This window comes from Metabacillus indicus (assembly GCF_046603695.1).
GTDB lineage: Bacteria > Bacillota > Bacilli > Bacillales > Bacillaceae > Bacillus_P > Bacillus_P indicus.
Genome location: NZ_CP176757.1, coordinates 1697628 through 1710609 on the forward strand (window position 1 = coordinate 1697628; position 12982 = coordinate 1710609).

At 48.1% G+C, this 12982-nt stretch carries 14 protein-coding genes; all 14 read left to right on the forward strand.

The features are described 5' to 3' along the window. The first annotated feature begins 79 nt into the window (after positions 1 to 79). The 14 genes from ACK1LH_RS08470 to ACK1LH_RS08535 all read left to right on the forward strand — a co-directional run bounded on the left by ACK1LH_RS08470 (position 80) and on the right by ACK1LH_RS08535 (position 12854). Positions 80 to 1306 (forward strand): acyl-CoA dehydrogenase, encoded by a 1227-nt coding sequence (locus ACK1LH_RS08470; protein ID WP_029285174.1) that lies wholly within the window; start codon positions 80 to 82, stop codon positions 1304 to 1306. Positions 1307 to 1317: 11 nt separating this feature from the next. Further along, positions 1318 to 2094 carry an SDR family oxidoreductase gene (locus tag ACK1LH_RS08475; protein WP_029285172.1) on the forward strand — a complete coding sequence of 259 codons (777 nt, stop codon included), beginning with the start codon at positions 1318 to 1320 and terminating at the stop codon, positions 2092 to 2094. Positions 2095 to 2106: 12 nt separating this feature from the next. Further along, entirely contained in the window at positions 2107 to 3282 is a 1176-nt protein-coding gene (locus ACK1LH_RS08480; RefSeq protein WP_029285171.1) for a thiolase family protein, read from the forward strand. Then, complete coding sequence (locus ACK1LH_RS08485; RefSeq protein WP_029285169.1) at positions 3282 to 4034, forward strand: SDR family NAD(P)-dependent oxidoreductase; 753 nt, start codon at positions 3282 to 3284, stop codon at positions 4032 to 4034. Before ACK1LH_RS08480 ends, ACK1LH_RS08485 begins: the two co-directional genes overlap by 1 nt. A gap of 36 nt (positions 4035 to 4070) precedes the next feature. Beyond that, complete coding sequence (locus ACK1LH_RS08490) at positions 4071 to 5675, forward strand: long-chain-fatty-acid--CoA ligase (protein ID WP_029565544.1); 1605 nt, start codon at positions 4071 to 4073, stop codon at positions 5673 to 5675. Positions 5676 to 5747: 72 nt separating this feature from the next. Then, entirely contained in the window at positions 5748 to 6311 is a 564-nt protein-coding gene (locus ACK1LH_RS08495; protein ID WP_029565545.1) for a TetR/AcrR family transcriptional regulator, read from the forward strand. Between the two features lie 78 nt (positions 6312 to 6389). Further along, entirely contained in the window at positions 6390 to 7274 is an 885-nt protein-coding gene (locus ACK1LH_RS08500) for a 3-hydroxyacyl-CoA dehydrogenase family protein (protein ID WP_411334949.1), read from the forward strand. Further along, on the forward strand, positions 7271 to 8047 hold the full coding sequence (locus tag ACK1LH_RS08505) for an enoyl-CoA hydratase (RefSeq protein ID WP_029285161.1): 777 nt from the start codon (positions 7271 to 7273) through the stop codon (positions 8045 to 8047). Before ACK1LH_RS08500 ends, ACK1LH_RS08505 begins: the two co-directional genes overlap by 4 nt. Before the next feature lie 11 nt (positions 8048 to 8058). Then, positions 8059 to 8466, forward strand: a complete 408-nt coding sequence (locus ACK1LH_RS08510; protein WP_029285159.1) for an acyl-CoA thioesterase — start codon at positions 8059 to 8061, stop codon at positions 8464 to 8466. A 23-nt stretch (positions 8467 to 8489) separates the two neighbouring features. Continuing rightward, positions 8490 to 9545 (forward strand): phosphotransferase family protein, encoded by a 1056-nt coding sequence (locus tag ACK1LH_RS08515; protein ID WP_411334950.1) that lies wholly within the window; start codon positions 8490 to 8492, stop codon positions 9543 to 9545. Between the two features lie 2 nt (positions 9546 to 9547). Then, on the forward strand, positions 9548 to 10291 hold the full coding sequence (locus ACK1LH_RS08520; RefSeq protein ID WP_411334951.1) for a 2-phosphosulfolactate phosphatase: 744 nt from the start codon (positions 9548 to 9550) through the stop codon (positions 10289 to 10291). 16 nt (positions 10292 to 10307) lie between these two features. Further along, a complete protein-coding gene (locus ACK1LH_RS08525; protein ID WP_411334952.1) occupies positions 10308 to 11072 on the forward strand; it encodes an SDR family NAD(P)-dependent oxidoreductase in 765 nt (254 codons plus the stop codon). Between the two features lie 11 nt (positions 11073 to 11083). Next, positions 11084 to 11863, forward strand: coding sequence for an enoyl-CoA hydratase (locus tag ACK1LH_RS08530; protein ID WP_320154495.1), 780 nt, complete (start codon positions 11084 to 11086; stop codon positions 11861 to 11863). Between the two features lie 7 nt (positions 11864 to 11870). Continuing rightward, positions 11871 to 12854 carry a zinc-binding alcohol dehydrogenase family protein gene (locus ACK1LH_RS08535; protein WP_029285150.1) on the forward strand — a complete coding sequence of 328 codons (984 nt, stop codon included), beginning with the start codon at positions 11871 to 11873 and terminating at the stop codon, positions 12852 to 12854. Positions 12855 to 12982 lie beyond the last annotated feature (128 nt).

A 12982-nucleotide genomic window follows, 5' to 3' on the forward strand; every position in this document is an offset into this window, starting at 1 on the left:
TTTTTGGCAGAATCATATTATGATAGAAACAGAACTACATACCAACCGGTTAGTAAGGTGGATGAAAGGGTGATGAGAGTTGAATTTCTCGTATTCAGAAAAGGTAGTTGAGCTGCAGAAGCAGGTAATCTCTTTTATGGAAGAATTCGTCTATCCGAATGAAAAGAAATATGAAGAGCAATTAAATGATCAGGAAACGAGATGGTCTGCCATTCCTCCTATTATGGAGGAGCTGAAAGCCAAAGCAAAGGAACGGGGACTGTGGAACTTGTTCCTTCCAGAAAGCGAATATGGTGCCGGGCTGACAAATCTTGAATATGCTCCGCTTTGTGAGATTATGGGCCGTTCGCTGCTCGCTCCGGAAGTTTTCAACTGTGCTGCACCTGACACTGGAAACATGGAAGTGCTTGTGAGGTATGGATCGCATGAACAGAAAGAAAAATGGCTGAAACCGCTGCTTGCGGGCGAGATCCGCTCTTGCTTTTCCATGACAGAACCAGACGTTGCCTCAGCTGACGCGACAAATATTGAAGCGAGCATTATCCGCGACGGTAATGAGTATGTCATCAACGGAAGAAAATGGTGGTCATCCGGTGCAGGAGATCCGCGCTGCAAGATTGCGATTGTCATGGGTAAATCTGATTACAACGCTCCTAAATATGAGCAGCAGTCTATGATTCTCGTGCCGCTCGATACTCCGGGAGTTACTATTGAAAGAGTTCTTCCCGTTTTTGGCTATGATCATGCTCCGCACGGTCATGCTGAAATTACGTTTAAGGATGTCCGCGTTCCTGCAGAGAATATGCTTCTAGGCGAAGGAAGAGGGTTTGAGATTGCCCAGGGCCGCCTTGGACCGGGCCGCATCCATCACTGCATGCGCTTAATAGGGGCTGCAGAACGTGCGCTTGAAGAATTATGTAAGCGTGTACAAAAGAGAGAAGCCTTCGGTAAACCGATATCAAGCCAGGGTGTTGTCAGAGAGTGGATCGCTGATTCCCGAATTGAAATTGAGCAGGCAAGGCTGCTGACGCTGAAAGCTGCCTATATGATGGATACAGTTGGAAACAAACAGGCGAAAACGGAAATTGCCATGATTAAAGTGATTGCTCCAAACATGGCTTTAAAAGTCATTGACCGTGCTATTCAGGCATTTGGAGCAGCCGGAGTAAGCGAAGATACTCCGCTTGCGGCTCAGTGGGCAGGGGCAAGAACGCTCAGAATCGCCGACGGTCCTGATGAGGTTCACCGTGCACAGCTGGCAAGACTTGAACTGAAAAAATACGATGTGAATCTGCAGACTGTATAAGGAGGGATATCATGCACATCAAGGAACTTTTTGATCTGAAAGACAAGGTCGCCATAATTACAGGCGGCGGCAGGGGGCTTGGCGCCCAGATGGCGGAAGGCTTTGCCCAGGCCGGCGCATCGCTCGTGCTCTGCTCCAGAAAGGCAGCTGCCTGTGAGGATACAGCGCAAAGGCTGAGCAGTGAATACGGAATCAAGGCGATCGCACTCGGGTGTGACGTAACGAATCAGGCTGATGTGAAAAATGTGGTGCAGACAGCAGTGGACACGTTCCGAAAAATTGACATTCTCGTCAATAACAGCGGTGCTACATGGGGAGCTCCGGTACAGGACATGCCGCTTGATGCGTGGAATAAAGTCATGAATGTGAATGTAACGGGCACCTTTTTGATGTCACAGGAAGCAGGAAAGCACATGATCCAGCAAAAAAGCGGAAAAATCATCAACATTGCTTCCGTTGCAGGCCTTGGAGGGACAGACCCGCGCTACATGGATACGATTGCCTATAACACCAGTAAAGGAGCGGTTATTACCTTTACAAAGGATTTAGCTGTGAAATGGGGCCAATACAACATCAATGTCAACGCGATTGCCCCGGGATTTTTCCCGACAAAAATGTCCCAGGTCATTATCGAGAATGGAAAAGACCATTTCCTGAACATGACGCCGCTCAAGAGGTTCGGGACCGACCAGGATTTAAAAGGAGCTGCATTGTTCCTTGCAGCTAAAGCATCAGACTTTATGACCGGTGATGTTCTCGTCGTTGACGGCGGAACACATGCCATGTAAGGAGGAAGAAGAATGAACAGAGATCCTGTCATTGTAGCGGCAGTCAGAACACCCATCGGACGCCAGGGCGGTGCGCTATCCGCCATGGAACCGAATGAGTTCGGGGCAATCGTCATAAAAGAAGCCATGAACCGTGCAGGCGTTACGGCAGATATGATTGATGATGTTATTTTTGGAAACGTCCTGTCAGGCGGAGGCAATATTGCAAGACTCACTGCCTTAACAACCGGCCTTTCTATCAGCATTCCCGGATTGACAGTAGACCGGCAATGCGGCTCAGGCATTAATGCAGTCTGTCTTGCAGCCCAGGCCATCAAAGCCGGTGACGGAGACGTCTACATTGCCGGAGGAACAGAAAGCATGTCCCTTGCGCCATTTCTGATGGAAAAGCCGAAAAAAGCATTCAGTCCTGCACCGCCAAAATTTAAATCTGCTGTCCTTTCGCCGAAGGAGATCGGAAATCCGCCAATGGGCATAACAGCAGAAAATCTGGCGGTCAAATACGAAATAAGCAGGGAAGAGCAGGATGAATATGCACTGAGAAGCCAAGCGAGGATGGCCGCAGCTGTCGAAGAAGGCAGATTCGACGAGCAGATTGTGCCCGTCCCTGTTCCTCAGCGAAAAGGGGAGCCGCTTCTATTCGAAAGAGACGAGCACCCGCGTCCGAATACGACGATTCAGGGTTTGGAAGCACTCCAGCCTGCATTTAAAGAAGGCGGAACGGTTACGGCTGGAAGCAGTTCAGGGTTAAATGACGCGGCATCCGCTGTTGTCGTCATGTCCCGCGAAAAAGCGGCGGAGCTTGGACTAAAACCGCTGTGTACAGTCAGACAGTATGCAGTTGCAGGAGTAGACCCGAACATTATGGGAATAGGTCCGGTTCCTGCAGTAAAGCTTGCACTTGAGAAATCAGGCCTTTCACTCAGCGACATGGATTTGATTGAACTGAACGAGGCGTTTGCTGCCCAAGTTCTGGCATGTGACCGTGAACTGCAGTTTGACCACAGCAAATTGAACGTAAACGGCGGGGCGATCGCACATGGACACCCATTAGGTGCGACTGGTGCGATTCTCATGACGAAAGCCGTATATGAACTGCAGCGGTCAGGCGGGCGCTTTGCAATGATTACGGCCTGCATCGGAGGAGGCCAGGGAATCGCCGCCATTATTGAAAGAGAGTCTGAGTGATGAGACTAGAAGGAAAAACGGCAGTCATAACCGGGGGAGCTGGAGGAATCGGCAGAGCAACGGCGTTCCTCTTTGCTGAACATGGAGCAAACGTCGTGATTGGAGATGCCGATCAGGAGGCCGGTGAAAAAACAGCTGCAGCCGTGAGAGAAAAAGGCTTTTCCTGTCTTTTTATCCATACAGATGCAGCGAAGGCTGAAGATATAGAAAGACTGATGAATGGGGCTGTTTCCGCATACGGGGGCCTTCACATCCTGTTTAACAACGCCGGTGTTTCAAATCAGAGTGTGAAGCTTCATGATATGGAAGAAATGGAGTGGGACAGGGTCGTTGATATTAACCTGAAGGGTGTTTTCCTCGGCATGAAATATGCTGTTCCGCATATGAAACAGAGCGGGGGCGGATCGATCATCAACACGTCGAGCGTGCTCGGCATAAAAGGGAAAAAGCGAATGGCTCCTTATAACGCCTCAAAAGCCGGAGTCATAGCCCTCACTAAAAATGCCGCGCTTGATTACGGGAAAGACGGGATCCGGGTCAATGCCATTGCTCCGGGTGTGATCGATACAGCCATTGTTGATGAATGGCGGAATGATGAACGAAGATGGGGCATTTATACAACATCCAATGCGCTCGGCAGAATCGGCCAGCCTGAAGAAATCGCTAAGGCTGTGCTGTTTTTGGCAAGCGACGATGCCTCATATGTAACAGCTGCTGCTCTACTCGCAGACGGAGGAACGATTACCTTTTGAAAAAGTCTATCTTTTTTAGCATAAGGAGGAGTTCAATTGGATCAATGGCTAGCTAATTATCCGGATACTGTCAGTCACGAGTTCGAAATACCCTACATTTCCATTCCGCAGATGCTTGAAGAAACCGTTGAGAATTACGGCGACAAAGAGGCGATTTCGTTTTACGGGAAATCCATCTCCTACCGTCAGCTGTACGGGATGACCATTGCCTTTGCATCAGCGCTTCAGAAAAAAGGCGTTCAAAAAGGGGACAGGGTGGCGATCATGCTTCCAAATTGCCCGCAATATCCGGCAGCCTATTACGGAGCCCTTAAAGCGGGAGCCATTATCACCCAGGTTAATCCGATGCTCGTCGAACGGGAGCTTGATTATATTCTGAATGATTCCGGCGCGGAAACGATTGTCGTATATGATGCGCTTTATCCGCGAGTAAAGGCGGTCAGTGCAGGCACGGCTTTAAAGCGGATTATTACCGTCAGTCTGCAGGAGGAAATGACTCCTGCAGAGGGAGATTTTACGTTTTCGCAGTTTCTTTCTTTTTCAACAGGAGAGGTTCTTCCGGTGCAGATTGAACCGGAGCACGATATCGCCGTGCTTCAGTATACAGGAGGAACGACCGGGCGCTCAAAAGGGGCGATGCTTACACACAGAAATTTGATTGCAAATATTTATCAGTCTTTCGAATTTTTCAAGCATGAAGTTCAGACCGGCTCAGAACGCTGCCTGACAGTAATCCCGCTCTTTCACGTCTTCGGAATGACCTCGTGCATGAATTTGACTGTCCTGAGAGGGAATTCAATGATTCTGCTTCCGCGATTTGACCTTGAGGAAGTGATGCAGACCATCAAACGTGAACAGCCGACCATTTTTCCGGGTGTACCGACGATGTATGTGGCCATTACCAACCATCCTAAAGCTGAGGAGTACGGGATCAGCAGCATCCGCATCTGCAACAGCGGCAGTGCACCGATGCCTGTTGAGCTGCTGAATGAATTCGAGCGCAAAACGGGTGCCAAAATTCTTGAGGGATACGGATTATCAGAGGCTGCTCCAACGACTCACTGCAACCCGCCGTTTGCCAAGCGGAAGCCTGGGAGCGTCGGAATCGGCGTGCCGGGCACGGCTTATAAAATTGTCGATGTGGCAACAGGCAAAGAAGAAGTGCCTGCCGGAAAACTCGGAGAAGTCATCCTTAAAGGCCCCCAGGTGATGAAGGGCTACTGGAACATGCCTGAGGAAACGGCCAATACGCTCCGGGACGGCTGGCTTTTTACGGGCGATATCGCAAAGGTTGATGAAGAGGGATACCTTTACATCGTTGACCGGAAAAAAGACCTGATCATCGCAAGCGGCTACAATGTGTACCCGAGAGACATAGAAGAAGTTCTCTATGAACATGAAGCGGTGCAGGAGGCTGTCGTTATCGGGGTGCCTGATCCTTACAGGGGAGAGACTGTCAAAGCTTTTGTTGTGTTAAAAGCAGGGCGGCAGGCATCAGATGAAGAGATTATCGCCTTTTGCAGGTCCAATCTTGCTGCCTATAAAGTACCGGCGATGATTGAATTCAGAAGCGAACTTCCGAAAACAAGCGTGGGCAAAATCCTCCGCAGGGCCTTGCGGGAAGAAACCCTTCAAAGATAACAGGAAACTATGAATCTCTTTAAGTGCTTATGGTATACTTTTTTTAATCTAAGCTAGAGAGGATTAGCCAATATGAAGGAAAAAATCATCCAGGAAAGCATTCAGCTGTTTGGAGAAAAAGGCTTTAAGGAAACGTCCATTCAGGACATCGTCGATGCACTCAGCGTCACTAAGGGCACATTCTATTACTATTACAAAAGCAAAACTGAGCTGCTTATGGCCATCCATTTAAAATACATTGATGAGCTTCTGAGAAAACAGGAAGAAATCATCCATGACGGTTCGAAGCCATATAAGCAAAAGCTGCATGAAATTGTTTATATGCTGATTCATGATATTGAAAAAGAAGGCTTAAGCGCAAAAGTGTTTTTCAGGGAAATGAGAAATTTGACAGAAGAGGATATGGCTGAGGTCATTAAAAAACGCGACCAGTTCAGACTGAACATACAGCAGCTTCTTGAAGCAGGAATCGGAGCAGGGGAATTCCGGTCCGACTTGCCGATGGATATTGTCACCTTCGGTATACTCGGCATGACAAACTGGAGCTACTTCTGGTTTGATCCAAACGGAAGAGTGTCTGACGCAGAAGTATCGGATATTTTTCTGAAAATGGTGCTCCAAGGATTGAAAGGGTAAAGGGGGTTCCGGTTTTGTCCCGGATCTCTCCCTGCTCTAATTATACCGACTGGTCAGTAGTTAAAAGGAGAGATGATGATGAAAAAGGAAGATATTCAGCAGATTTCGGTCATTGGAGGGGGTCAGATGGGCCATCAGATTGCCATGCTGTGCGCCCTTGGCGGTTATGAAACCGTGATTCAGGACGTTCAAGAAAGCGCTTTAGAAAAAGCGGAAGCATCTCTCCGTAAATTGATGGACAAATGGGTATCAAAATCCAAACTGACGGAGGAGCAAAAAGAGGCGGCATTTGGAAGGCTTACCTTTACACCTTCGCTTGAACAGGCTGCTGCCCACGCTGATTTTATCATTGAAGCAGTCGTTGAAAAGCTGGATGTAAAAAGGGAATTGTTTGCAAAGCTTGACCAAATGGCAAAGCCTCATGCCATTTTTGCATCCAACAGCTCAACTATTGTCAATTCACTGATTGCATCAGCAACAAATCGTGCAGACAAAGTTGTCAACATGCATTTCTTTTTTCCGCCGCTTGTCATGGACTGTGTGGAAGTTGTCATGAGTGAAGACACGTCAAAAGAAACAGCCGATTTGACGATGGATGTCTGTAACACAATCAACCGCACGGCAGTCCTTCTGAATAAAGAAATTTCCGGCTTTATCGCCAACCGGATTTTGGGTGCCCTGCAAAGAGAAGCCGTTTACCTGTATGAAGAAGGGTATGCAAGTTTTCAGGATATCGACACCATCTGCCGAAAAGCACTGAATCATCCGATCGGGCCGTTTGAATTAATGGATCTGTCCGGCATTGATGTCGGCTATTACGTCATGCAGCAAAGGTATGCGGAGTCGGGAGACCCTGCTGATAAGCCTTTTGCCTGCATTGAGCAGAAGGTGCGTCAAGGTGATCTTGGACGAAAAACGGGCAAGGGATGGTACACCTATCAAAAAGAAGAGGTGAAAAAATGAGCGTTGTATCTTACGAAAAACATGGAGCAGCTGCTGTTGTCACAATCAGCAATCCCCCTTTGAATGTCATGAACCAGCAGGTTACAAGAGAGCTTAAAGAAGCCTTTGCAAGTCTCAGAGAAGATGATGAGACACTTGCGGTCATTCTGACAGGAGCGGGTGACAGAGCGTTTATGGCCGGAGCTGATATTAAAGAATTTCCGAACCTTATCGGGAAAAAAGGCATTAAAGCCAATTTCCTGGAAGGACACGCATTCTTAAATGAAATTGAACAGTTCCCTAAACCGGTGATTGCGGTTTTAAACGGAATGACCTTCGGAGGAGGGTGTGAACTTGCATTAACATGCGATCTAAGAATAGCCGAGGAGCATGCCCAGGTAGGGCTTCCGGAAATTAAACTCGGATTATTCCCGGGTGGAGGCGGCACTCAGAGGCTTCCGAGAGCGGTTGGAGCAGCTAAAGCAAAAGAGCTCATGTTCACGGGAGATCCGATTGACGCAGCTGAAGCAAAAAGAATCGGCCTCGTCTCGTATGTTGTACCAAAGGGAGAAGGACTTCAAAAAGCCCTTGAACTTGCCGGCCGCATGACGCGCCACTCGCTTCCTGCCCTGTCCAAAATTAAAAAAGCGGTAGACGAGGGCATGAGCAGCACGCTTGAAGAAGGACTGGATCTTGAAGCTGGCCTGTTTGAAGAGGTATTCCAGACAGAAGATATTAAAGAGGGCGTACAGGCATTCATTGAAAAACGAAAGCCTGCTTTCAGCCATAAGTAAGGAGATGCTCCATGCATGAAGCACGGATGAGAGTCAGGTTTTGTGAAACAGATGCGCTTGGGCATGTGAACAATACTAGCTACTTCATTTACCTTGAAGATGCGCGCGTTCAGTTTTTTGAAGCGCTCGGATATTGCATGTCTTCAGGGGACTGGCCGTTTATCCTTGCCAGAGCAACATGCGATTTCCGCGGTCAGGCTTACTTCAATGAACACCTGATCATAAAAACGTCCGTTATGAAAATCGGAAAAAAAAGCTTCACCGTTCATCATGAAATTACAGAACAGGAATCCGGAAGACTGATTGCAGAAGGCGAAGCGGTCATTGTGACCTATAACTTTAAAACCGAGGAAACAGAAGAGATGCCGGACCATCTTGTAGAACAGCTGAAGAATTATGCTGCAAGAATTAATATCTGAATTTTCAAAAAAGAGGTGGCGCGATGTCTCAGCTTATTCCGGTAAGAACAGGAGAAGAACTGAATGCAGGGGTTCTTGAGACATACTTAAGAACGAAAATAGAAGAGCTGCCTGAAGGTACTCTTCAAATCAATCAGTTCGGCACAGGTGCTTCAAATTTAACGTATGCCCTTAAGATCGGCAGCTGGGAAGGGGTGCTCAGAAGGCCGCCGCTTGGACCAGTGGCTCCTAAAGCGCATGATATGGAACGGGAATTTGTCATTTTAAAAGACTTGCATCCATTGTTTCCTCTGGCGCCGAAACCTTATTTTTTCAGCAGCGATGAGTCGATTGCAGGCAGCCCGTTTTTCGTTATGGAAAGACGGCACGGTGTATTGATCGACACTGAGTTTCCAAAGGGAATCGAAGCAACCCCGGAACTTGGCAGATCTCTTTCTGAGCTGATGGTCGATACGCTTGTCCGTCTTCATGATGTTCCGTATAAGGGTACGGCGCTTGAAAAACTGAGCAGGCCTGAAGGATTTATGGAGCGTCAGGTGCATGGCTGGATCGGCCGTTATCACAGGGCAAAAACAGATGATATACCAGAAGTCAGGCTGCTGACAGAGTGGCTTGAGAAAAACCTGCCAGCTTCACCTGATCCGACGGTAATTCATTATGATTTCAAATTGAATAATTCGCTGTTTTCAAGTGACCTGAAAGAAATGACCGGCCTGTTTGACTGGGAGATGACCACAATCGGGGATCCTCTCGCAGATCTCGGGGCCGCCATGAGCTACTGGATGGAGGAGGATGATCCGGAGCCTTTGAAAAAAGGAATGGGCAAGCCTTCTGTTACAGCGAGCGGCATCTTCTATACCAGAAAGCAATTTATAGAAAGCTATGCTAAAAAAAGCGGCAGAGATACAGCAAACATCCATTACTACACTACATTTGCCACCTTTAAGCTTGCCGTCATCTGCCAGCAGATCTATTACCGCTTTAAAAAAGGGCAGACAAATGACCAGCGCTTTGCCCGCTTTGGGCCATATACTGAAATCCTCATCCAGCATGCACTGCGGCTGGCACAGAAGGGCTGACTATGGGAAAAATACATGTTGTGACCAGAAAAGAAGAAATAGACGGAGCCAAAATGAAAGGCAAAATAGCGGTAGTCTTTGATGTGCTGCTTGCCACATCAACCATTGCCACTGTTCTTGAACATGGTGCCCGCTCCGTCATCCCTGTACTGGACGGTGAACAGGCCCGAAGCCGTGCAGCGGAAATGAATCATGATGACTGTATGCTTGTCGGCGAATATGAGGGAAGGACGATTGATGGATTTCTGGATCCTAACCCCTCCGCTTTGAAGGCTTCAGCCAAAGGAAAAAAAATCATATTATCTACGACAAACGGAACGGTTGCCGTTCATAAAAGCAGTCCTGCCAGAAGAATATTCACCTGCTCGCTCTTGAATGCCAAAGCAGTGGCAAATGCCCTTACTAAAGACCACAGTGAGGATACAATCATCCTTGTCTGTTCCGGTTCGTCCGGGCATTTCAGTTTGGAAGATTTCTACGGCGCAGGCTGCCTGGTTCAGCACCTGGCAGAAGCGGGGGGCTATGAACTGAGTGATGCCGCCCAGACTGCGAAGCTGTTTTATGAAGGCTGCAAAGAAGAACCGGCAGTCGTACTTGCGAAATCCAAAGTCGGGAAAATGCTCGAGAAATACGGTTTTCAGGAGGAAATCAGCTTTATTTCCGCTAGAGACTGCTTTTCATGCGTGCCGGTCCTATACGGAGATGAATTAATCGATTACCGCCATCTGAAAGTCAACTCGTCATGAAAGGAGAGTGGGAAAATTGAGATTTCAAAACCAAATCGCTGTAGTGACAGGCGGAGGTAGCGGTATCGGGCTTGAAACGGCAAGAAAGCTTGCATCAGAAGGAGCAAAAGTCATTCTTGCAGGAAGAAGCGAGGAAAAACTGAAGGCGGCCGCAGAGCAGCTGAACCATTCAGAGCAAGCTGCGTTTCCTTTTGCGGCTGATGTTACTAAGGAAGAGGATGTCCTCTCACTTCTCTCATATGTGAAAGAGGAGTTTGGCGATCTGCATATTCTCGTCAACAACGCTGGTGGATCTGTACACTCGAGAATTATGGATACAACAGCAGAACAATGGGATTTTGTTCAAAATGTCAATCTGAAGAGTGTTTTTCTAGTATCAAAAGTGCTTGGCGGCTACATGGCTGAGTGCAGCGATGAGGGTATCGACAACAGGGCAATCGTCAACGTAGCGTCTCTTTCAGGACATAAGGCGGGGGCGGAAATCCCTCATTACAGTGCAGCTAAAGCGGCCGTCATTCATTTTACAAGGGCGCTTGCACATGAGTTCGCGCGAAATGGCATCAGAGTCAACTCGGTATCACCAGGTTTCATTGAAACACCCCTGACAGAGCAGGGTCTGCAAAACGCAAGATTCACAGAAGCGATAAAGCGGAATACCGCATTGAAGCGTGTCGGCAAGCCTGAAGAAATTGCGAACATTATTACATTTGTTGCTTCTCACGAGGCATCATATATGACCGGTTCCGATCTGCTTGCAGACGGCGGCTGGCTGATTACATAAACCAGGGAGGAATAAAGATGAGCGATTTATTAGTAGAAAAAAGCGGAAATGTCTTGTTTTTAACGCTGAACCGTCCTGAAAGACTGAATGCTTTCAGTGCAGAGATGATTTTATCACTGACGAATGAACTTGCCGCAGCAAAAAAAGATGACAGCATCAGAGCGGTTGTCCTGTCAGGATCAGGACGGTCGTTCAGTGCAGGAGGGGACGTCAAAACGATGGGAGAGGCTGACGGGCAGCAGGTTTATGATCATATTGGCCGCCTGAATGAATGCATCAAGGCTTTTAAAGAACTTGATAAACCTGTCATTGCCGCTGTACATGGGTTTGCCGCAGGTGCAGCCTTCAACCTTGCTCTCGCGTGCGATCAGATTCTGGCTGCCGAAGACAGCAAGTTTGTGATGAGCTTTTCACAGGTCGGGCTGATTTCCGACGGAGGAGGCCTTTATTTTCTGCCTAGGATCATTGGACCTTATAAGGCGAAGCAATTGTTCTTCAATGCTGAACCGATTACAGCTGTCCAGGCTGAAGAGTATGGCATCGTAAACAAAGTAGTCCCGCTTGAGCAGCTTAAGGATGAAGCTGTCTCATATGCCCATAAGCTCTCCCAGGGACCTGTAAAAGCATATGGCATGATGAAAAAAATCATCAATGCCTCAGCGGTGAGCACACTTGAAGAAATTCTTGAGCAGGAACGGATCGCACAGACGCTGATGATCTCAACAGAAGATCATCAGGAAGGCATTCATGCATTTAAAGAAAAACGCAAGCCAGTCTTTCAGGGGAAGTGAAGAGATGATGAGAGCGATCCAATTAAAAGAATACGGCGGACCGGAAGTATTGAAGGTAGTGGAACTTGATGTGCCGAAGCCGGCTGAAAACGAAGTGCTGATTAAAATTGAAGCAATCGGCGTCAATTATGCAGATACGGCAAGAAGGGAAGGGCAGTATGTGATTGATACGCCGCTTCCGTTTGTTCCCGGTGCAGAGGTGGCTGGAACGGTCGCTGAGACAGGAAACGGGGTTACCCGTTTTAAAAAGGGGGACAAAGTCGTTACCCTTCTTGGATCAAGCAGAGCTACAGGCTATGCAGAATATACCGTTGCAGAAGAACGCGGGCTGATTCCCGTTCCTGAAGGAGTGGATCTCAAGCAGGCTGTGTCTCTCCCGCTGCAGGGACTGAGTGCTTATCATATCTTAAAAACAATGGGACGGGTTGAAAAAGGCGAAACGGTCCTTGTTCATGCGGCTGCAGGAGGAGTCGGTACCATTGCCGTCCAGCTTGCCAAATTGTTTGGAGCAGGCAAAGTCATTGCAACAGCCAGTACGGCTGAAAAAAGAAGGCTTGCTCTTGAGATGGGGGCAGATGAAGCTGTTGATTATACACTTGAAGGCTGGGAGAAGGAAGTGCTGCAGCTGACGGACGGCAAGGGCGTAGATGTTGCTCTTGAGATGGCCGGAGGAGATGTTTTCAGGAAAACCCTCTCCTGCATGGCTCCATTTGGCCGCCTGGTCATTTACGGCGTGGCGAGCGGGGAGCAATCAAGGCTTTATCCATCATCGCTGATGGCTCAAAACCTGTCTGTCATAGGATTTTTTCTTCCTCAGATTATGAGAAAGAAAGAAATCTATCTTCAAAGTTTGTCTGACCTGCTTGGACATCTTCAAAAAGGAGAACTGAAGCTTACGATCGGCGGCGTTTATCCGCTCGAACAGGCAGGCGAAGTTCATGAAATGCTTCAGGGCAGACAGACGAAAGGAAAACTGATTCTCGTGCCTTGATTTTTTTAGCGGGGGGCTATAGTCCCCCTGCCTCTTATCTTTTACTACATCCATCCTTATCCAGCAGCAGTTTTGCAAAAACTCCTCTCATCTACCCTGATATGTACCTGACATGAATATCTTCCAGA